15 protein-coding genes are annotated in these 23,223 nt (G+C 41.1%); 5 read left to right on the top strand and 10 right to left on the bottom strand.

All coding sequences use genetic code 11. From position 1 onward, the window contains the following. Positions 1–465 precede the first annotated feature (465 nt). The 5 genes from M5U24_RS13195 (at position 466) to uvrB (ending at position 9,449) form a co-directional block, all read left to right on the top strand. Positions 466–2,682: a TonB-dependent receptor gene (locus M5U24_RS13195; RefSeq protein ID WP_164994385.1), complete on the top strand. Its 2,217-nt coding sequence runs from the start codon at positions 466–468 to the stop codon at positions 2,680–2,682. Positions 2,683–2,696: 14 nt separating this feature from the next. Next, a complete protein-coding gene (locus M5U24_RS13190; protein WP_099325080.1) occupies positions 2,697–3,722 on the top strand; it encodes an ABC transporter substrate binding protein in 1,026 nt (341 codons plus the stop codon). Between the two features lie 641 nt (positions 3,723–4,363). Next, positions 4,364–6,748: an EAL domain-containing protein gene (locus M5U24_RS13185; protein ID WP_164994384.1), complete on the top strand. Its 2,385-nt coding sequence runs from the start codon at positions 4,364–4,366 to the stop codon at positions 6,746–6,748. Positions 6,749–6,999: 251 nt separating this feature from the next. Then, on the top strand, positions 7,000–7,404 hold the full coding sequence (locus tag M5U24_RS13180; RefSeq protein ID WP_099327021.1) for a helix-hairpin-helix domain-containing protein: 405 nt from the start codon (positions 7,000–7,002) through the stop codon (positions 7,402–7,404). Between the two features lie 77 nt (positions 7,405–7,481). Then, positions 7,482–9,449: an excinuclease ABC subunit UvrB gene (uvrB, locus tag M5U24_RS13175; protein ID WP_099325082.1), complete on the top strand. Its 1,968-nt coding sequence runs from the start codon at positions 7,482–7,484 to the stop codon at positions 9,447–9,449. 177 nt (positions 9,450–9,626) lie between these two features. Here the strand turns inward: uvrB and M5U24_RS13170 are convergent, their stop codons facing one another. The 10 genes from M5U24_RS13170 to M5U24_RS13125 form a co-directional block, all read right to left on the bottom strand. Beyond that, positions 9,627–10,214, bottom strand: coding sequence for a DNA-binding protein (locus tag M5U24_RS13170; RefSeq protein WP_197705390.1), 588 nt, complete (start codon positions 10,212–10,214; stop codon positions 9,627–9,629). Between the two features lie 123 nt (positions 10,215–10,337). Then, complete coding sequence (locus M5U24_RS13165) at positions 10,338–10,688, bottom strand: hypothetical protein (protein ID WP_099325083.1); 351 nt, start codon at positions 10,686–10,688, stop codon at positions 10,338–10,340. After that, positions 10,688–11,161 carry a hypothetical protein gene (locus M5U24_RS13160; protein WP_099325084.1) on the bottom strand — a complete coding sequence of 158 codons (474 nt, stop codon included), beginning with the start codon at positions 11,159–11,161 and terminating at the stop codon, positions 10,688–10,690. Before M5U24_RS13160 ends, M5U24_RS13165 begins: the two co-directional genes overlap by 1 nt. Continuing rightward, a complete protein-coding gene (locus tag M5U24_RS13155; RefSeq protein WP_099325085.1) occupies positions 11,130–11,921 on the bottom strand; it encodes a TIGR04255 family protein in 792 nt (263 codons plus the stop codon). Before M5U24_RS13155 ends, M5U24_RS13160 begins: the two co-directional genes overlap by 32 nt. Positions 11,922–12,259: 338 nt before the next feature. Continuing rightward, on the bottom strand, positions 12,260–12,448 hold the full coding sequence (locus tag M5U24_RS13150; protein ID WP_099325086.1) for a hypothetical protein: 189 nt from the start codon (positions 12,446–12,448) through the stop codon (positions 12,260–12,262). A gap of 240 nt (positions 12,449–12,688) precedes the next feature. Then, positions 12,689–14,875, bottom strand: coding sequence for a DEAD/DEAH box helicase family protein (locus M5U24_RS13145; RefSeq protein ID WP_099325088.1), 2,187 nt, complete (start codon positions 14,873–14,875; stop codon positions 12,689–12,691). 2 nt (positions 14,876–14,877) lie between these two features. After that, positions 14,878–15,438 carry a hypothetical protein gene (locus tag M5U24_RS13140; protein WP_099325089.1) on the bottom strand — a complete coding sequence of 187 codons (561 nt, stop codon included), beginning with the start codon at positions 15,436–15,438 and terminating at the stop codon, positions 14,878–14,880. A 372-nt stretch (positions 15,439–15,810) separates the two neighbouring features. After that, a complete protein-coding gene (locus M5U24_RS13135; RefSeq protein WP_099325091.1) occupies positions 15,811–19,242 on the bottom strand; it encodes a DNA methyltransferase in 3,432 nt (1,143 codons plus the stop codon). 148 nt (positions 19,243–19,390) lie between these two features. Continuing rightward, positions 19,391–21,340 (bottom strand): C-terminal helicase domain-containing protein, encoded by a 1,950-nt coding sequence (locus M5U24_RS13130; RefSeq protein WP_298202663.1) that lies wholly within the window; start codon positions 21,338–21,340, stop codon positions 19,391–19,393. Further along, positions 21,246–22,739 (bottom strand): phospholipase D-like domain-containing protein, encoded by a 1,494-nt coding sequence (locus M5U24_RS13125; protein ID WP_298202661.1) that lies wholly within the window; start codon positions 22,737–22,739, stop codon positions 21,246–21,248. Before M5U24_RS13125 ends, M5U24_RS13130 begins: the two co-directional genes overlap by 95 nt. Between the last annotated feature and the right edge of the window lie 484 nt (positions 22,740–23,223).

The following is a 23,223-nucleotide window of genomic DNA, read 5'->3' as shown; positions in this document are numbered from 1 at the left end:
TTTCAATGCGTAGAGGCGAAGCATCTGCTATAAACGGTTACGACTCGTTCCTCATCCGATATCTAAGTCCACTAAGTTCCCGGCGCGGCCTCTGGCCGCAACCAAATTCGAAATACAAAACAAATTCAAATGATAAAAAACCCAATGCTACAAACTTTACGTAAGCCCCATCTAATCCATTCTTTACAGTTCTGCATTTTGAAAAACCAGCATTAAAAACAAAAGGTTGATGGATAGTCGTCTGTCGTGCGATGCGGTTCGTCGCAATACAAATGACAATTTCCAGTTTCAAAAGGCTAAACTGTTGTATATTTTCTGATGTTCAATTTAACTACAAGAATAAAAATATTTGAAATCTTACTCATTTTTGGTTTAATGCTACCGCAGATTGAAAAAGCATTTTCCTGTCATCTCTACTTTACACCTCTCTTCTCACATCACACCATTCGGAAGTAGGCGGAGAATTTGAAAGAATCAAATATGAATCGTAATTTTGAAAAAAACGAATGTGGAAACATTATCGCGGCGTTTCTGTTTTTCATCTTTCTTCTTGCAGGCATTTCCGGGACACTTTTTGCTGCCGGTACGGAAACGGCACATCAGTGGGAAACGCCTCAAAAACCGGTTTCTCAAACATCCAACGGTGGTATTGATACTTCGGTATTAGATATGCATTCCTCTGAAGTTCTCTGGCTTGAAAGCGAAGGGGTAGCCATTGCCACGAGACATGAAACACCCGTGAGCAAGGCGCCGGGAATTGTTACCGTAATAACGGCTGAAGAAATCAAACACCTGGGCTACCGCACCTTTGCGGAAATCTTAAGGACCGTGCCTGGATTTGAAATCCTTAAGTTGCCTGATTTTGGCGACGTGGTGCCGGCTGTGCGTGGCCTTGAGGCCGCAAACAAGGTAAGGCTGATGCTTGATGGACACTTTGTAAACAGTCCCCTGAAGGGGAGTTCCTTTAACGCTTTTGATGACTTCCCGGTGCAAAATATAAAGAAGATAGAAATTATTCGAGGGCCTGGATCCGCAGTGTACGGAGAAAATGCATTCCTGGCCGTCATCAATATCATCACTAAGGATGCAGGCGATATCGACGGCGCCAGAATAAGCAGCGGCTACGGGAGTTTTAACACATACGAGGAGAATGTTATATTCGGCAAGAAATACGGGAAGGTTGACATCTCCGGCATGCTTCATTACCGGTCAACGGATGGTTTTAGCGGTACGTTAGAGAGAGACGTGCAGACAACGCTCGATGAAGTTTTTGGCACTTCGGCATCAAATACGCCTGGAAATGTGCATGATAAACGGCAGGAATTCGCAATGAATCTCAAAGTTGAGTACGATAACCTGTGGTTTCATGGATGGTATAACAATAAAAACAGGGAAACCTTTGTCGGTCCCCAATACGTGTTGAGCAATGATTCCGATATAGAAAACAATTATGTTTTCGGCGAAATAGGATACAAAAAGATTTTTGACGGGGGACTTACCATAAAGCCAAGAATTTATTATGACCAATTCGATATCAGGCCTGAAATTGAAGCATACCCGGAAGGCTCGGTACTCGCCTTTGACACAAACAAGGACGGCGTCTACGACACCACGGTATCATTTCCTGATGGTTTTATTGGCATTGGCAGTGAGATTGAAAGGATAGCAGGGGCGGAAGTGCCCTTTGATTATGAGTTATTTGATAAAAACATCCTCACCGTAGGACTGGAATATCGTTGGGTGAATCAGGGAAACGTCCGCTATCAAAGCAACTTTAATCCTGCAACCTACGAAGTCTTTGACGCAGTACAAAATCTTTCAGATACCTACCCGTATCTGAAAGAGGCGACCCGCCGGATATTGTCCGTATATTTACAGGATACCTGGGACTTGACAGACACCCTGAACTTAACGCTGGGGGTGCGCCATGACCAGTACAGCGATTTTGGCGGGGCAACCAGTCCACGCACCGGCCTGACCTGGGCGTTTATGAAAAACGCCTCGCTGAAACTCCTGTACGGAGAGGCATTCCGCGCGCCGGATTTTATGGAAATGTACATCCAAAACAATCCGGCACTTCAGGGAAACGAAGACCTCGACCCTGAAATTATCAAGACCTATGAAGCGGGATTGAGTTATAGATTTAACAAATATGTTACGGGCGGTTTAAATTATTTTTACAACGATATACAGGACTTTATCGTCAAGCGGCCGTTAACTCCCGGCAGCACCACCTTACGTTACGAAAATTATGGAGACGGGCACGTGCATGGAGTCGAAATGGAAACGAATGTGGATATTGGCGGAGGCAACTACCTGTTTATGAATTATTCGTTTCAGGATCCTAATGATGACAACGGCAACGATTTGCCATACGTCGCCCGGCACAAGGGCAACTTTGGGGTAAACGTGCGTTACTGGAAATATATAAACACCAACGTAAACACATTTGTCAGTGGAAGGCGGTCGAGGGAGGCTGATGACGCAAGGGATGACATGCCTTCATATGCATTGCTGAATCTTTCCGTAATTGGCAAGGAATTTTTCAGGACGATGGAAATACAGGGCACGGTGTTTAACCTGCTCGACAAGGATTACAATGACCCGGGGACTGCATCCATGTCAAGCGACCTTCCCCGTCCCGGGAGGTCGTTTTTTATTGGATTAAGTTATCAATTTTAGCTCCAGGGAACCGGATGGGTATGCATACACAGGGACAGGAATTGGTTCACGCCGCATCGCACCTTTCAATCGCCTTTATTGGCAACATTTCAAAGCAGATAGCACCCGTTTTCGTTTTTTTTCTGGCATTGTTTGCTGCCGTAATGTTAGGGGCTATTCCAAATGCAAATGGGAGCGGATACCGCGCCGTTATCGTGAAAAGCCTGGATATTCCGGCATATAATGACGTTGCCAAAGGTTTTAAAAAGCAGTGCCGTCATTACGGTATATCTCTCATGGCAACGTACGATTTAAAAGGAGACATTGAAGAAGGAAAACGGGACATCCAAATTATACAGGAACTCAAACCTGAGCCGGATATCATCATCACCATAGGAGTCCTTGCAACAACGCTCGCAAGAAAACACATCAGCAATATACCCCTGCTGTTTTGCGCCGTTATTAATCATGAACTGCTGGATTTGAGCGGCGAAAATATCTACGGCATCTCTTCCAGCGTGCCTTTCGAAGAACAATTTGCTGTAGTGAATAAGATGTTTCAGTCGCAAAAAACGATCGGGATAATATATGACCCGGCAAAAACCGAAAAGATTGTGTCAGAACTAACGTCTTTAGACGGCAGGCACGGCTACAAGTTTATTACCAGAAAGGTTACTTCCGGAAATGCCATCAAACCCGCGCTTGACGATTTCCGTAAGAAAATTGACGTTTTGTGGGTAGTGCCGGACGATACCGTGATTTCAAAGGAGTCAATCGGCATATTTCAGGATGCGGTAACGGAAAACCGCCTGCCCATATTTTGTACTTCGAGTGCGCTTGTCAGGACCGGTGCGCTGGTCTCTATCTCCCCGGATTATTATTCGATGGGTGAACAGGCGGCAAAAATGGCGCAGGAGTTATTGCATGACCCCTCACAAAATTCGCCGCGCTGTATGAAACCGGAAAAATTGACAATCACGATCAATGCCAGGACAGCGGAAATGCTGAAAATAGATATATCGCAGTTTTTTTCATTACCCGACGTGGTGATATACAAGTAATCTAAAAATGAGTAACACTTTGGTTTTTAAAAAAAGCGTATTACCGATAAGCTCCGTAGTAGCAACCTGTTTGTAGATAGGATATCATAACAGATCGTAGAGACAGGTTTGAAACCTGTCTCTATAATCAGGAGCGGCCTGTCTTCCTGTCAATCATATACAGGCCGCTCCTGCGGAGCTATTTACCTGTTGAATTTTATTGTGCTACAAACAGACCGCCTCTAAAGGGGCTACATTGTTTTTTATGTCCCCTTGGATTTTTCAAATAACTAAGGTGCTATGAATTATTTGATCAAAAACAACCCCCCCCCTTTTTTCCCCTTTATTAAGGGGGACTTTTGCGGCCGTTTGCTTAACTTAATGACATTGGTTTGCAACCTGAACCCGCCGGGAATGTTTGCCGCACGGTATAGGGGCGAAGTATTTGCTATAACTGGTATAATGCGTTCATGCCCAAACACGCAAATGCTTCGCCCCTACGGTTTCAAAATATTAAAGTGTTACTGATTTTTCAAAAAACTAAATTGTTACAAAAATGAGCATTCGGATAAAACTCATCTTATTTATAAGCGGAATCATCATTATCATTGATGCCCTCAGTTGCATGTCATTCTTTTTTTTACTCAAAAAAGAGATACCGCGTGGAACTGAGGTATTTTGGAGAGACACTGGTTAATTTGTTTAGCAGGGATAATGAAATACGATATGCCCTGGAATATGAACAGCCATTGCTCTTTGCGTCACCGGTAAGAAGGATAAAGGAATTTGACAGGGAAAACGTCGTGTGCTACATCAGCATTTCAAATGACAGGGAAAAGCTCTTTGAAGACAAAGCGACGTGGCTGGATATTGAAACAAACGAAATCCCCGGGAGGAACCATCAGGACGATACCTCTGATACAGACTACAGGGTAATCACCGTATCCGGGAAAAGATTCTATGAATATTTTACCCCTATCCGCGAAAGGCAGGTATTTTCAGGCGAGGGCCTTGCGGAGCAGATACTAAGCGAAGAATCGGTCAACAGGAAAAATATGCCGAAAGGGTTCGTGCAGGTGCTGTTATCCACCCACAGGTTAGATGAAAAAATACGCAGTGTTATCATATACAGCATTATGCCGGTAGGTATCGGCATTGTTTTTGGAGGTCTCGGCATTATGCTGCTTTTGACAAAATATATCGTGTCTCCTTTGCAGCATCTGACGAATGTTACCCTGGAGATAGCCGGAGGAAATCTTGACCGTAAGGTACACGCTTCCCATAATGATGAAATAGGGCAATTGTGCGATAATTTCAATCAGATGACTGATGCACTGAGAAACTCACACAACCATCTAACCGCCGAAATCGCCGATCATAAACGGGCAAAGGAACAGCTTCTGAAATTGTCCCAGGCCGTGGAACAGAGTTTCACGGCAATTGTCATTACCGATGTTGCCTGCGCTATAGAGCATGTTAATCCCAAGTTTACGGAGGTCACAGGCTATGCACGGGAAGAAGCCCTGGGGAATAAATTATTTGACCTGCTCTTATTCAATATGTCCGACGAAAGACACGAAAATATTATTACAATGGTGCTTTCCGGTGAAATATGGCGAAAGGAATTGGTTAATAGCAGAAAAGATGGTGAACAATTTTTTGCACAGGTAACCATTTCTGCAGTGCGGGGCGATGACGGATACATTATAAACTTTATCGGAGTCATAGAGGATATTACCGAAAGAAAGAAGTTTGAGGAGATGCTGGTCGTCATGGCGGAACACGACCCCCTTACCAACCTCTTTAATCGGCGCCGGTTTCAGGTGGAACTGGAATATTGGCTTGGATACAGCAAACGATACAACACGGGTGGGGCGTTGTTGTTTCTTGATATTGATAATTTTAAATATATTAATGATACGCTTGGCCATAAGGTGGGCGATGAAATACTGGTCGAGTTTGCAATACTCTTAAAAGAACGTGTACGCCCGAACGACATAATTGCCAGGCTTGGCGGCGATGAATTTGCCGTTATTTTGCCCAATACAAACGTTGATCACGCCCGGTCTTTTGCAGAACAAATAACACAGTCAGCGCAGAAACATTTCCGGGTGTTGAATGAACGCGGACATAATATTACAACAAGCCTGGGGATAGCGCTTTTCCCCGATCACAGCCTTGAAGCTGATGCGCTCCTTGCCTGCGCGGATATGGCCATGTATGGCGCAAAAGAGGCGGGCAAGAACCAGTGCTGCATATTTTCCCTTGAACAGAAACAGAATATCGAATCCAGGTTTTTGTGGGACAAGCGAATTCGTAGTGCTTTGGGAAAAGATGATTTTGAAATATACCTACAACCTATAGTAGATTTGCGGAGTAACGCTGTATTCGGCTACGAAGCATTGTTGCGAATGGTCGGCGAGAATGGAGAATTGATACCACCTGCCGAATTTCTCCCCTATGCCGAGAGACACGGCTCCATTCTTGATATTGATCGCTGGGTAGTGCGCAACGCCTTCCGGCTTTTTGTCAGATATAATATGCAGGAGAAAAAAGCAGTGCTCGAAATCAACCTCTCCGGTAAGGCAATTACCGATTCGGGAATGCTTTCTTTTATTAAAGAGGAGTTGTCCGCATCGCAGGCGGATGCGAGATACATAACATTTGAGGTTACGGAAAGCGCCGTCGTGGAAAATATAGAGTACGCCCGGTACTTTATGAATGACCTTTGCAACCAGGGTTTCCGGTTTGCGCTTGATGATTTTGGAATCGGATTTTGTTCGTTTACTTACCTCAAGCATCTTCCGGTAGATTTTCTGAAGATTGACGGAGGTTTTATTCGCAACCTGCCAGACAATCCGACAGATCAATGTTTTGTAAAGGCAATTGCTGATATCGGAAACGGACTGGAGAAAAAAATTATAGCTGAATTTGTAGAAAACAAACAGACCATTTCCTTGCTTAAGGAGATTGGAGTTGTCTACGGGCAGGGACACTTTTTCAGCAAGGCACTTTCCGCCTCTGAAATTTTTAAAACCTCCTCCTAACCCACACACTGGGGGGGGAAATGTTAAACTGGTACATTTGGGAGCTCGTAGAGACATGACATGCCATGTCTCTACGGGCTGCAACCAAATTCGAAATACGAATATCGAAATACGAAACAAATTCAAATGACCAAAAACCCAATGCTCCAAACTTCCGGTGTTGTTTCATTGGGATTTTGTATTTTGGAATTTGTCTCGTATTTCGTGCTTCGTGTTTAGTATTTTTTATCCACAATCATGGTATTGTTATTATGGAAAATTCGCAAAAACAGCCAAATAAATCTTCACCTGTAAAAAAACAACTTATTATTATCTTTTTTCTTACAACGGCTTTATTTGCCGGAATTGCAATAAAGGCAGGAAGAGATTACCATTGGTGGTTGCCGGAAACGGAAATCGTAAGCGTTCTTACCCCCGAAGACATAAAAACAAAAATCGATATTAATGAGTCCCCCTGGTATGAATTGTTATTATTGCCAAAAGTAGGAGAGGCAAAGGCAAAAGCAATTGTTGCCTATCGCGAAAAATATGGCAGATTTGAAAGCCTGGATGAATTGAGCCGCATCGACGGCATAGGAAAGAAGATAATAGCGTTATTAAAAGATTGCGCGATAGCAGGTACCGGCAGTGCGCATGTATCAGACAATCATGAATGAAATAACAACTAACGAAAATAGCCGTAAAGGAACCGGAATATCTGTTTTCAGACTAAACGATAGGAAAGTATGTGTTTATGTATGATTTTGAATTAATCTCCCCCTTCGAACCCGAAGGCGACCAGCCGGAGGCAATCCGCAAACTGGTGGAAAATTACAGGAAAAACGTCACATTTCAAACATTGCTTGGTGTTACAGGATCGGGCAAGACATTTACTATGGCAAATGTCATTGCTGCATTAGGAAAACCGACACTGGTTATGACTCACAATAAAACCCTTGCAGCGCAGCTTTACAGCGAATTTAAAGATTTTTTCCCTAAGAATGCGGTGGGGTACTTCGTGAGTTATTACGATTATTATCAACCCGAGGCATATATTCCGCAGCGTGATATTTATATTGAAAAAGAGGCAACGATTAACCAGGAAATTGACCGGTTACGATTGGCGGCGACCAGTGTCCTTATGTCGCGCAAAGACGTAATTATTGTCGCAAGCGTTTCCTGTATATATGGTCTTGGATCCCCGGCAGAATATCAGGAAATGTATCTGCATCTCAGCAAGGGCGATGAAGTAGAACGGGACACTGTTTTGAAAAAACTTATCAGTATTCAATACGAACGGAATGACAGCCATTTTAGACGCGGAACATTCCGGGTACGGGGGGATGTTATCGAAGTGTTTCCCGCCTACGAAGAGTTTGCGTACCGGGTGGAATTGTTCGGGGATGAGGTGGATAAGATTTCCATGATAGACCCTTTAACTGGCAATACATTGCAAAAAATAAAAGAGGTTTCTGTTTATCCTGCAAAGCATTTTGTCATGCCGGAAGAGAAAATAGAACGTGTTGTCCAATCAATTACCGCTGAATTAAATGACCGCCTTAAGGACCTTCGTTCCCGTGATAAGTTGTTGGAGGCGCAGCGTCTGGAAGCGCGGACGCGGTATGATATTGAAATGCTTCTGGAAATAGGGTATTGCCATGGCATTGAAAATTATTCAAGGCACATAAGCGGACGAGCGCCGGGAGAGCCGCCTTATACGCTGTTTGATTATTTCCCGAAAGATTTTTTCCTCATCGTTGACGAGTCCCATGTTTCAACGCCTCAAATTGCCGGCATGTATCATGGGGACAGGGCGCGTAAAGAAACGCTGGTTGAATATGGCTTCCGGTTGCCATCCGCCCTTGATAACCGTCCGCTGAGGTTTGATGAGTGGGAATCAAGGATTAAGCAGATACTTTTTGTTTCAGCAACCCCCGGCCCTTACGAACTGAAAAAATCTCAAAACAATATCGTGGAACAGATTATTCGCCCTACCGGCCTTGTGGATCCGATAATTTACGTAAAACCTGCAAAAACACAGGTCAATGATTTGATAACGGAAATTAAAAAAAGAACTTTGAGAAAAGAACGGACGCTTGTCACCACATTGACAAAACGGCTGGCGGAGGACTTAAGCGGGTATTTAAAGGAAGAGGGGATTAAGTGTATGTATCTGCACTCCGAGATTAATGCCATAGAAAGAGTCACTATTCTCAGGGAGTTGAGAATGGGGACGTTTGATGTATTAATTGGCGTCAATTTGTTACGGGAAGGATTAGACTTACCCGAGGTTTCTTTGGTGGCTATTCTTGATGCGGACAAGGAAGGTTTTCTCCGTTCGGAAACCTCCCTTATACAAACCATTGGCAGGACAGCCCGGAATGTCAACGCTGAGGTGATATTGTATGGGGATGAAATAACAAAATCCATGCGGCGGGCAATTGACGAAACCAACCGTCGCCGGGCAATTCAAAGCGCATATAATAAGGAACATAACATTACTCCCGCTACAATACAAAAGGAAATCAAAAAGGGGATAGAGTCCGATATTTCTTCGCATAAGATAGTCTATGAAGCCGTTGCGGAAAGCGAAGAAGAATACATTACCCAGGAGTACCTTAACGAATTGGAAGCCGAAATGCTGAAAGCCGCCGAGGAATTGGCGTTTGAGAGGGCGGCGGAATTAAGAGACAAGATACAACAGCTTAAAAAAAGTGTGTAGTAAAGATCAAACGGCATTTTATCGTAATTTGATAACGTAGGGGCAAAGCATTTGCCGGTTTAGGCATGAGCGCATGTCTGCCGGTTATCGCAAATGCTTCGCCCCTACATTTTGTTTCCAGACGTAAGCCAGTGGCTTTAGTCTGATTGAGTATATATGCTTTAAAATCCCAATCTCTTATCCAGTTTTAAAGGATGAAATTGTTTTCCCTGTGCGTGAAATGTCCGTAATGATCTTTTCAATATTTCCACACGGTAAGGCATAGGCGATAAATATTTCATCCGCCAGTTCTGCCATTAAGTGGTTCCTCTGGTTGGCCGTTTCTCTGGTAACTCGTTTAACCTTTTCATCAAATGGTGTAGCGATCAACAGTCTGTTTTTATCCAGGGCATCCTTTAATTCGGGCTCTAGTCTCTTTTTAAGACCTCTTGCCAGTGCAAGGATGATGGGCTGTGCGCCTTTGAGCAGGTAATGCAACACATCTTTCTCTATTTTGGAATGAAAACCTGATATGACACAAACGCCTTTTTCCCTTTGTGCAATTGCCCAGTCATACGATTTGAGGATGATATCAGCCGGGCATTTGCGGGAACATAAGAAGGCGATTTTGTGGTCTTTAAGTATCTGCTTATTCCCCATATAATTTATATTGTTTTGTGATAGGGGCGAAGCATTTTCCATGACAATGCCCGGAAGCGGTTTAATGGGCAAGGAAAATGCTTTGCCCCTACAGGCATCGTTTTGATTATTATTTGTTGTCGCCATTATTATGTCCCCTGCGGTATTTGATGTCGTAGTTCCGTAAGTATTACCCCATTGATTCTTAATGCAGAGAGCAGGTTAGTATTTTGTTCTTCTTTTGGGATGCAGTTATTTCTTTTTCAATTCTTAATCGGGATAGGCAATTCTTTTTGCTGATTTGGCAAGCACTCGCGATATCTTTTTAGTAATTTCGCCCTTTATCAAGGCGTGGGCATAGTTGGCGGGTTGCGGGTCATGCACACATTCTAGCCCCAATTCTCTTGGTTGTTGTGCTTTTAGATAATACAACCTAAATCTGTGTATATCTTGAATACTATCCTCGTAGGAGGTTAATCTTTCAACGTTTACAGAAAGGCCATACTCTCCTTTTTTTAATTGAAATGCACATGAGGTAAGCGTGCCATCATCCCTTACATAATTAGGATCAATAAAGGGAACTCTTCTCAGCAGATTATCATTATCCAGTATGGCTTCCATTAAAACAGTTCAAGTATTTGAGGCAATAAATGATCAAGCGCACCCTCTGAAATACAGGCATCGCCCTCATAAATCAAAACCTCATTTGAATTATCGGCATTGAAATATACTTCAGCCTCGTAATTTCCTTTTCTAAGCTCTACCACAATTTCCCCATTAGGTCCTGGAGCAACAAAGTAAACCGGAATTCCATGCGCATCAATGACTCTTATAAATGATAATGCATTAACAATGGCGCTTTCTGAAGGTTTTTCAGCTCCATAACTATCCCAATTATCTGCAAAATTTCTAAAACCTAAAATTTTTGAGGTAGCCTTCATGGCTGCATTACTTAATGAAGGCGTTTGTGGATAAATGTCTATAACAATGCTCGTATTCCATTCCTGTTGTTCGGTTTCGAATGCTTCTGAAAGATAAATAGAAGAGCTTGCGCAACGTTTTCTATATGGAGACGCTTCTTGTAAAGCTGTCATAAAACTTCCCCCTTGTCATTTCTTTAAATAACGGTGAAATAATCTCGTGTGCATGTGTGCACCATTTCGTCATTTCATTTCTAGTAAACCTGCCTTTTTTGACAATTGCTGTTTGCCAAACCAGTGTGGGATCATGGGTTTTTTTATCACTGCCTGTTGTTACGTTAATGTGCAAAGCAGACCCATCTTTTAACCCGAATGTTTGATTCAGGTTCAGACCTTCCATCGGACCGAGTGTGTCAAAATGGTTATGCAGTTCTATTTTCAGTGAATCATGTATAAAGGGTAATAAATTATCTTTGACGGTTACTTGATAATCTTTCAATTTTACAGCATCAATGTAGCGTAGGCTGCAAAAATTCAGGTTTATTTTTTGATTATATGCCTCAAATAGCTTATTGGTAGATTCTAAAATCAGTGGGAAAAAGGTATCCTTCCAACAATACTTTTTGTCGGTATCATTTACTGTAAAAATCCCGGGACCCAATTGCAGTACGGGCCAAATATCTTCACCTTTCCAAAACTGATAGATAACGGAATAGTTTAGTAAATCTGTTGGAAAATCATCGGGAATTTTACGTACTATGTGAGGAAAATCATTTTTTAGCAAGGTGGCCAATGTTCCTAAAGCAATAGCAAAACCCTCATCAAATTCCCGATTGCTGTCCGGATTTATATTTAAATCCCAGCGAATTTCAAATATCACTTCTTGTAAGGGTGCGTTAGGGAGTTTTTCGATATGTTCGTTATTCGATATCATATTTTATTAATAATACGATTTATTTGTTAATATAGGAATAGGGCTATTCCTATAGATTTATTGATCTTATACATTGTTTAACCTGAAATCAAGGATTGAGTATTGAAGAGAAATTAAAAAAACACAAAAGCAAAAATCAATTATTACGAAAAATTTGATGGAATATTCCAATGAAATAAAACTTATTCTTTGTCTTCGTCTTCGTCTTCGTCTTCAAGTTCTTTGCCCATGCGGTATTAATATCATAGTTGATACCTTGTCCTGAGCCAAGCCGAAGGAATGAAGTCTAATTCCTCATCGGTGAAACCGTAGTGGCGAGCTAAACCGCAAACAAGCTGTTATTTAATGGAATGCGCCAATTCAATTTTAGAAAATGCTTTCATTAACATTCCTTCTATGTTTACAATGAACAATCCCATGGCAAAAGAAGTCCGTTGGGCTTTGGCACAAGTTTTTTGCAACGTGTTATCTGCCGGTGCAAACACATTTTCTAATAGAAGGACAAATTTATAATCTTCCGACCACATATCGTCTTCTAGTTTTCCCTCCTAAAATTATCCTCAATCTCATTTAGTCTTTCCCGGCACTGATTTATCATGTGTAAAACACATTTAGTACAGTAGAAAGAATCCTTGTACATACCATCTTTGACCTTAAGAACGAGTTGACCCTTCTGGATAGAATGGGCATCATCGTGATAGCATTTTCGCTTTCTGCCAGCGACATCAACCGAATGAGTCTTAAGCATGCTTTTGTATTTTGCCATTTCAGTTACCTTCCATTTTTTTTCTAATTTCAGACACCAGTTTATCAATAATTTCATCCATGTTGTCATGAGCATTTTTGAGTTGGTTTTCCGTGAGTAAATCTCGTTCCCGTGAGCAAACATGCAAGTATTCAAGGACTGCTCTATTAATTAAAATTATTGCCGCCGGAAGATTAGCAGATGCAGTTGTTGATGGAAAATGCTTTGGGAGGTCTAATCCACCAATCTTCAACTGAAGTTCATTTAATAGTTGCTTTGCTGCAGAACGTACTCTCTCATCAAGACGCCGCCTTGCTGCCTTTCTCGCTTCTTGTGGGGACACCTGAAGTTTACTGAGAGTTCCTCTTTTTTGTGCTTGTAAGTATGATTGCATGAGCTTAGTCTCTAATTCCTCACGAGACAAACCAAAAACTTCAAAATCAATCCCTCGCATTTGCATTGTCTGAATTAAGTCCTCGACAGCTATTCTGGTGTCTTCTGGTACAAAATGATCCTGAACAAAATGTACGATGGCCTCTTCAATTACCTCCATTTCAGGTCTGAAGCGTTTGCGACTTGGAGCAGGGTCTTTTTCACTGCTTTTATGAAGAATGAACTCATGCTTACCAAATGCAAGTTCTGCAAAGAATGCCTCATCATCTTGGTCAAATTCCTTTAACTCATTCCACCACCGGTCAACATTGAGGCCAACATGAGAAACAACAAAACCACGATTAGCTGGATGACCAGGAGCGTTTTGTTTAATAACACGCATTACACGACCCACGAATTGAACGTATGGCATCAAATGCCTGTAAGGCCTGAATATCGCAGCTACGCTTAAGTTTGGATAATCTGCACCTTCACCAAGCATTTGGACTTGTACTATTGCATCAATACTTTTTGTTTGTAGCTTATTTCTAACCTTATATTGTTCTTCTTCTGGCAGATTACTGTGTATAATTTCTGTTCGAATGTTCCTCTCGGTGTATAAAGCCCTAATTGAATTTGCATGGTCAATTGAGCATGCAACGGCTATTATTTGGTGCACTTCCCCACTTTCTTTCAATTCTTGCAGGCTTTGGATGGAAGCATCAACAATGCTTTCGTTACATTCACGAGACAGTGCTACGCCTTTACTAAACCAATCTTTTTCCCGTAACATCAGGACGTCGTTTAGCCCAACTTTTCGGTTCTCGCCTTTGTAGGTAAAATAGATTTCTTGAGGCTCTAGCATACGAGAGGCAATGTCCTTGATGTACCCATCTCTTATCGCTTTCGCGATAGGAAAACGGTAGATTCTTTCTCCCTCAACCTTCTTCCCATCGGCTCTGAGTGGTGTTGCTGTGAAACTGACCTTCTTTGCATCGGGAAACTTGTTTAGCACTTCTTGCCAAGTCGGGGCAACATTATGGTGTGCCTCATCGATAAGTATCATATCAAAGAAATCTGGCGCAAGCATTTTAATCCATTTCTTTGAACTTTTGGTTGTAAGCTGCTGAATGTTAGTAACTACGATATCAGCACCATCGCAGTCGTGTATGCTAGCCTCGCTGTCGAGGTAGGCACAGGTAGGGCCATACCCGTTTGAGAGAACACCAAATCTCCGAAGAAAACTGCCACCGCAACTATAATCAAAATTGTCGTGTAGATTTCTTCTAATTTCAAGATTCGGCGCTATTGCCAAAACGCGCCCAGAACTTACGTGAAAGGGTAGCAAAGACATTGCCCCCGTTTTACCACACCCAACTGGAAGTTGAATTATCGCATGGTCGGAATAAGATTCGAAGTACCTCTTCGCAGCATAATATGCTTCTTTCTGCGGTACCCTAAGCCTATCGTTCTTCTCAATATTCGGTGCTAGCGTTTGAAAAGGGTTGGCTCTCAATGTTACTGCAGGAATTCGTGTTAGCTCTTTCTCAATCCATTGTTTGGTATCAGGTAAAGTGGAGAGTGATAATGCATGCCTAAATACCTTTACTGCTTCAGAATAACGGCGGGAATCACAGAGACAACTAGCCTGGCTAATGAAATTGATAACTGCATTTTCCACTTCACCTTTAGTCAAATATGCTCTGGCTATGATAGCCTCAAATACCGCAACTTCAGAACCTAGGTGGAAGATATCGCGATTATTTTTACTGAGCTTTGCATACTCAAGGGCAAGGAGTTTAGCATTTTTTTCTTTCTTGAGTTCATTTAGGTCCATTGTCACTCCTCACTTCTCTGGTAATACCATAGCCTTGCCTTTGAATCTTTGTATATGGCCACACAGACATACCCTGGTCTGCGAAATGGATTCTCAAGTAACTGCACAGATTTTTTTGCGCATATTTCTTCAATGTCGCCGTTCTGCTGACCACTTACTTCAATCATTTCTTCTCTTTCTCCGATCCAATAGTCGGCTTTTTCTCCTCGACGAGTTACCTCCGTGATTTCTCGATTGACGTTCAAATGCAAGAGTATACAACTGAGGCCAAGAGTCGCGAACTCAGTGATAACTGGTTCTTGGTAGGTGTTAATGCATTTATTATAGTCATCTCTAAGTCCTGACCAATTTAAATTAACATCCGTCTCAGTAGCCTCTAAGGCTGATGACCGGTAACTATTTCGCAAAGTTTTATGCCCATCTGTATAACGTTCTGTTCCTAAGAGTCTTCTGACTAAAGGAGAACGAAAATCCTCTGCACGAATTCTCGGATGATGATTGTGCAGTTCGTTCACATTAACTACGTTGTTATTGTCAGGGTCTAAAACATTTCGTCGATTCATTTACGCTCCCTTGAAGTTATCTTGAAATTTAATACGGTCTTTATTTGCAATAAATGATACATGGTCGTTTATATCTATACTCAACGTTTTCATATCTTCGCTCACACGAACAAATAACTCGTTTGTATCCGAAATACTTCGCTTTTCGTCCACTTTTTGGATGATATCCGAAGTATTTCTAACATTTACAAACTGGTTGAAGACTAAAGGCTCTTGCCTTGACAATTTATGGCACTTTTAATTTCCTCCTTTCTTCCTCTCTTCCTCGCTCATAACCTCATGCTGAACTTGATTCAGTATCCGTTTGTGAACGCAATTTCTGGTAAACCACTTGCTTTGTCTGAAACAGAGTTTAGAAACCCCTATGCAATCTCAATCCTCTACGTCCAGTTCTTTGCCCATACGGTATTTAATGTCGTAGTTGATGATGAAGTCTAATTCCTCATCGGTGAAACCGTAATGTTGGGCTAATACTTTGTCTATTTCGTCTATGATGGGTTTTGAGAGCCTTGGATAAAATTCTTGATAAGTAATGCTTCCTGTTTTTGCTGAGACCTTTTCCTTGAATTGACTATTATTTTTGTAGTCAACCATTAATTCATCACAAAGCTTCGAAAGCATTTTTAAATTCTCTGGTTTTAAATCAGCAACTGAAAATGGAAATTCTTTTAAGTCGCTTGGATTCAAATCTCTACAATTAGTTGTAAGAATAAAGTACCAATAAAATAGACTACTACTCAATATTGAAATAATTGCCTTTTTATTAGACTCTGACTTAAAAAATAAATAATTTTCTCGACTTGAGATAGCTTTGACTCCATTCAAAATGAAATTAGGGCTAAAATCCGTAAATATTTTCCAATATCTACCGCCACCTATTCGATAGAAAATTTTATGTTGCCCTTCTCTTTGTAAATCAAAAGCTAATATTTTCCCCCTCTTCTTTAATTTTTTTAAAATATCATTCTCAATTTTGTAACCGATTTTAGGAATTACGTAATCTTTAGCCTGCAATGAATTTTCACTATAAATGAGTTTTTCGAACAAAATCGATCTCTCTTCGGACTTCCATTTTATAAAAAAAGTCGTATGGATTGATTCAAAGTTTTTCTTAGGTGAAATAATGAAAATTGTAAGCAAGACTTCTGCTCCAGTAAATAGTTTACTTGGACGTTCGGCAAAGTTGCTCAACCAAACTTCTTTTGAATCAAAAGACAGTTTTTGTATACACTCCATCCGTTGTGTACAAATAACACTTATTGGTACAATAAGGCTAAAATAACCTTTTTCGGAAATTATTCTTCTTGACCTTTCACAAACAAAGCCAAATAAGTTTCCGCATTCCTGAACACTATAATTGTTTAGGGTGTAATCTTTTCTTACTTTTGAATACTCCACATACGGCGGATTGCCAATAACCACACCGAACCCGCCTTTTTCTTGTATGGTTTCATAAAATTCCGCAAACCAGTGGAAGGGTTGATGGCTGGCCTTCCATTTTTCAAGGTCCTTTGGTTTCCCCTCTATATCAATTTTATAGAGCTGCGCGAGATAGATATTTAACGTATCATTTAACTTTCTCAACCGCTCCTCTAAATCCTTCTTTGCGCCGCTCATTGCGGGACTGTCAATTATCACCTGTGAATTTTTAAAATTCTCGTACGCCATTTTTATCATTTCTGCCTGTTCTTTTATCGATTCGATTTCCTTCTTTGAGAAAAGACGGCCTTTTGCCTTTTCCACTTCTTCAAGTCTTGCAAAGCCCACAAGCGTATTGCCTGACCGGATATTGAAGTCAATATCAGGCAGCGGCTCTAATCCCAGATTCGGCTTTTTATAGTCCACGTCCACCGTTGCCACCAGTTTCAGGAATAACCTCAGCTTGGCAATTTCTACCGCCTCATGCATGATGTCAACGCCGTAGATGTTTTTTAAAATGATGTTCTTATAAATGAAATATTGGAGACTGGGGTGTTCGAGTGATTTAACTGCCGCTAAGGTTTCCTGGAAGAATTTGTATTTTGACACACCCTTTTGCCCCTTATCAGGAGTAGAATTTTTGGCATCTGTCATAAATGCCTCCATACGCTGAATGCATGCCTCGTATAACGGTTCAAGGATGTTGATTGCGGCAAAAAGGAAAGCGCCTGAACCGCAGGTGGGGTCAAGTATGGATATGTTTGTTAAGGCTTTATAAAAGTGTCTGATTAATTCAGGATCATCAGTGCTTTCGATTACATCCTGAGCAAATTGCCGGATGTTAAGGTTGTATGTGATAAGGTCGTTTATCTCGTGTATTTCACCGTTTTCAATCTTTTGCGTTGTCTCTGCATAACGTTTCCTTCGTTCAACCACCTCACGCCATATTTCAGTGGGAAGTCCATATTCCGGCGGGGTGGGTTTATTCCATGCTGTGCGTTTGGAAACGTCATTCAGTCCGGCAGCAATTTCAGATGGCAACGGTAATTGTGGTGGTAATGGTAGGGGCGAAGCATTCTCTGGTGTGTGCGATGGTTGTAGAGAATCGTTCCGCTGTTCTGCGGATAAATGTTGTGCGGGTTGTGACAGAGAATGCTTCGCCCCTACGGGAATAACGATGCCGTGTTTTACAGCATCATACAGGTATTTATCAGGTTCTGTTTGCAGGAATCTCCATATTTCGGCATCGGGGTTTAGCGCTTTGGGATAAGTTCTTTTTACCTCATCGAACAGGTAAGGGATTACGCAGTTTTTACTGATGTAGTCCGTAATGTCCTCTTTGGTATAATATGCCCCCATAGATGCCCGGTCGTTGATGTATTTTTCAAATATGTAACCAATTACATCGGGATTTATGTCTTTACCTGTGGCGGTAATGCGTGTATCCAGGTGCCATTCATACTGGTCAAAGAAGCTGAATACCTGCTCAAATGCCTCATCTGCTATCTCAATGTTGTCATAGTTTTGCTCTATGTGGTGAACATCAAACAAGCCGCCGTTGAGATACGGCACAATGCCGATTTCATTGGTGATCTCTGGCGTTCTTTCATACGAACCCAGTCCCTTATGGAAAAGGATGAGCAGGAAGTTTCTATAAAATGAGTAAAACCTATTCTTGCCCCTTTTCTCCTGTGTGGCTTTCAGCCTGTTTTTCAGGTAGTCTTTGTCATTATCTAAAAACCCTTTTTTCTGGATAAAGTAGATGAACATCAGGCGGTTCAGCATCAGGGATGCATACCAATCCTTATCTACATTTTCGCTGATGCCCTTGATGAAATCTAAAAATGAGGTGTGTTCTTTTTTGAACTGGTCGTAAAAACGCTTTGTAACTTTTTCGGCATTGGCGTTGAATTGCTCTTGTATGAGGGATTTAACGTCCACGATGCGGATCTTTTCCTCATCATCTATGGAAAAGAAAAGGCCCTTGAGTTTCTGGAACAATAGTTCCGGTTCCTGATGTATGTAGTAATGCGTCTCCCTTACAGCCAATGGTTTTCCTTGTTCACGGATTACCAGTTGCCAGATTTGGTGTTTTTGAGAAAGATCGCTAAAGATGATGAGGTGTTCAAAATAGAGTTTGGTAATGGCGCTGTCTATTTTTTTTCTGATGTGATAATCGGGCATCTTGCCATGATTACCTGGAAAGCAGGCAAAGATCACAAAGCCTTTTTTTTCTGCCACGGCCTCCAAATTGTACGTTTCGTTTTCAACGACTACAGATTCTTTTTTCCGTACATTGTCCCACCCCAGTTCATTAAAAAGCTCTTTGAATTGATAGTTTTTTATGAGATGTTTAAAACGTGTTTTGTCTATGGAGGTATTCATTTTCTTGATTTATTATAATTGCCGTATCTGGTATAGGGGCGAAGCATTTGCCTGCGTATGGTTTAACTCGTTCAACAGAGTGGAGTCGGCGCGTGTACCGTATTTACATCCTTATCTTCTATGCAGGCAAATGCTTCGCCCCTACGTTTTAGGGTTGTTTTTTAATTAGCCCTAAAGAACAAATAATTTGAGGTTCTTTGTATGTTTTTTCCTCTTCTTTTGTATTACATAATTTATCTTCATCTCTCAGTGATACGACCAGGTTTGCCAGGTCTTCATCAGATATGCCCGCCTTTAACTGCCTGTTTAATGTTTCCCGTGCGAATTCTTTCAGCGGGAATTTATATATATCGTCTATAGCCCTTTTCATTGCATCATTTACAAACAGGGTACCTTTGTATTCCTCATAATGGCGGTTCAATCGCATATATGTTCTATATCGGGCGCTTGATTTTTTGCCTAACTGGCCGCCAATGGTGCTCTCAACTTGTATGATATGCTCTATTCCTTTTTCCACCAGCTTGTGATGATTATCCAATTTAAATAATGGCGTTGTATCAGGATTGCATTCTGCCGCCCTTAGAATAACAAGTTGCGATTGTGTAATAATTTCACCCTTTCTGTCTACCCATATTAAAACATCATTGTCATCTGCCGTTCTTGTGTAAACAACAACCCCGTCATCTATTTTCTCATCTTCGTGTTTCAGTGATTTCGTGGCATAGATTACATGAGGCAAATCAGGGATTGTTTTTTTCAAGGTTGGGTCGGCATCGGTGGCATTTTTCCATATCTGATAAGCATAGGACGCCAAATCAACTTCTGTATCGTCTTCTTCATCGAGTATGCCCTGTTTTTCGTTATAAAAGTCGTGAATTCTAACCGGGTCACCGTCAAAAAATACCTCATCAGAACCAACCACCTCAGCGTTTTCCTTTATTCTCTTTCCAAGCCTGCCTCTTAATTTTATAATTTTTTCTATACCATCCTCAGGTAAAAATGAATAGCAGAGTATTTTGTCTGACTTCTGCCCGATTCGGTCTACCCTTCCTGCCCTTTGAATAAGCCGGATTATAGCCCAGGGCAGATCATAATTGACGATGATATGTCCGTCCTGCAGGTTTTGACCTTCACTTAAGACATCGGTTGTTATTAAAACCCTTATCTCATCGCGGGCATTTGCGATTTCTTTTTTGTTATTGCTTACCGGGCTAAATCTATATGCAAACGTTGTAGGGTCTTCACTATCGCCCGTAACACATTCTATTTGATGTACGTTTCTCTTTTTCAATTCATCATGTAAGTAATATGCGGTATCTGAGAATTGTGTGAATATCAAAAGTTTTCCTTTCGGATATTTATTTGCGCAAAGATCATATAATGCGTTTAATCGCCTGTCATCAGCGGGGTTCCAGTCCTTGCCTATCTTTAATATTTTTAGAATTTCTTTACTGTCATTGATTAATATATTTTTCAATGTATTTTCAAAGAAACCGCTTCTGATCCAGTCAAAACGGTTATGATAGTTGGTTTCATATAATGTATAAATCTTCTTAGCCTGTGCATAGTAACCCTCTTCATCAAGTAAAATCTTCATTGTGCCTTCGTTTGTGCCTGCATTATCGAAGTCAACATCATCCAGAAATTCATCAAGCATATTTGCTTCCTGAGCGCCTATTGGGAGCAGCAGGTTGTTCTCTAATGCATAAACATAAATATAATTACGCAGAATATGGCGGCTTAATGATACCAGAAAAGAATAACCACTGCTTTCTAACCTTTTAAAGAGATTTGTCCTGCAAAAGCCCATGAGCCGCCTGCCTGCATGAGATAGATTATCCTGTATAACTGTTTCTTCTTTTGTTGGTTTAAGGGTGGTCTTTTTATCAAGATAATTACCCAGTCCGTATCTCGGAAGATTTAGACTGTTAATGGTATCTACAACTGTGTCAGAATATAATTTTGCATATTGGTCTTTCGGGTCGTTGTGGTTAAAATCGTATTCAACCTTTTTTCGGTACCCTGTCGGGGAAATAGGAACGACTGCCGTCTGAAAACAGGAGATATTTCCTGCCGTTGACAGGGTCTGTTTCCGCATAATTCTGTTTAATAAAACTTCTTGGCCTTCTTACCATATATAACCGCATCAGTTCCCGCCAATCATCAGCGTAGGAGCTTTTTTCGAATGCGGGTAATGTTGTTGCAGAGTACTGATATTTAGCCATAAATTGAACCCTGCCGCCTATACTTTCGATAAACTTTTCGGGGCTGATACCTAAATCTTTATCTTCCTGAATAAAAAGGCGAAGTTGATTGGATAAATCAAGGTACGTTTTATTATACGGTGTAGCAGAAATCATAATGACTTTGCTCTCGTTAATCTGGATGTATTCCTGAATAGCCCTGTATCGTTTGCCTTCCCTGTTTCTTAAATTATGGCTCTCGTCAATGATGATTAATCGGTATCTTCTTAGTTTTGGCAGAACAGACTGGACTTGTGTAATGGGCAAGACCTTTGCCCGTAATTGGTATGTATGCGCGTAATCCTCCCACATGTTTGTCAGGTTTTTCGGGCAGATTATAAGCGTTTCGAGGAAAAAGTCTTCTTCGAATATCTTTGCCAAAGCCGTTGCTGTAAGGGTTTTCCCAAACCCAACAACATCGCCAATTAAAACGCCGTCTCTTTTGTTCAGGTAATGCGCGGCGATTGAAACAGCCTTTTGCTGGAAGCTATGTAATTTCTCTTGAAGTATCTTTGGGATTTTAAATTCTGTTAACCCCGCACGCGCCTCACGGGATAAGTGGTAGGCAATTTTTAGATAGATGTGAAAAGGCGAAACCAATCTGTCAGCAGCCCAGCTATTATCAATTATCTCTGCTAATTCTCCGGATATATCTATGCACCATCTGTCATTCCATCTGTCTTCAAACCATTTTGTCAGCTTTAATGCTGCATCTTGTTCCAAAACGTCAACATTTAATTCACCCTGATGAAGCAGTCCGGCAAGGGTTAAATTGCTGCTGCCCAGGTAACCGATAATGGGACTTATTTTGTCGTCTCTGAATAATAGGTATAATTTGGCGTGTAATGTGTGTCTTAGAAAAAGTTTAACAAGTACCTTTTTGTCTTTTATCTGTTGAGATAACCTTCTTAAACCAATCTCGTCTTCATCTGTGGGAATGCCAATGGTTAATTGATCTTTAAATTCCTGCGCTAATTTCTTCCTTATGGTGGATGCCGTCTGATTGTCAATAATAGCATGTTCAGCTTTACAGAAATACTCCCGTATGATTTCAAGCGGAGGTTTTTGCATCCCTATGAGCAACCTGCAACAATTCCCCTCATCCCCTTTTAAATTGTCTATATGAACTGCAACCTGTTTCCACCCTCTTAAATTGAAATAACCAACACAAAAGTCGCCCCTGTAAGACACCTCCAGGGTATTGTTTAATCCCTGAACTAAATGGTTTTCGATGTTATCAAATATTTTTGGCAAGGTATTTATATCCCGAATGACAATGAATGATAAAATGATAGGAAATTGCTTTTTCTCTGTGGGGGGATATTAAAACAAAAATGATTAATAAAGCAAGTATTTTATTCTTTGTAAGAGTGTAGTTTTTTGAAAAATTCCAATAATAGCGATGTTTGCCTAATAGTGTAGGAGCGAAGCATTTGCCGTAAATTGTCATAAATGCCTTCATACCCAAACGGGCAAATGCTTCGACCCTACTTTTTCAAAAACTAAAGTGTTACCAATATTCAATTCTACAGAAATAAGGATATGCGGGGTATTCCCGGCAAAGTAATTGAATGGGATGGTTTTACTGTAAAAATCAAATACAATCATATATATTTAATTGACATTTTCAATTCCTGGAAAGTTCTCGAAAATCTACTAAAAAATATTGGATTAGAAAAACCACACCCAGGGCAATCCAGCTGGCCACAAAAAGCTTGGCGGCCAATTTATTCGTTAT

This window comes from Candidatus Kuenenia sp., assembly GCF_027493735.1.
In the GTDB taxonomy this organism is placed as follows: Bacteria; Planctomycetota; Brocadiia; order Brocadiales; family Brocadiaceae; genus Kuenenia; species Kuenenia stuttgartiensis_A.
This window is presented reverse-complemented; position numbering and strand designations above follow the sequence as displayed.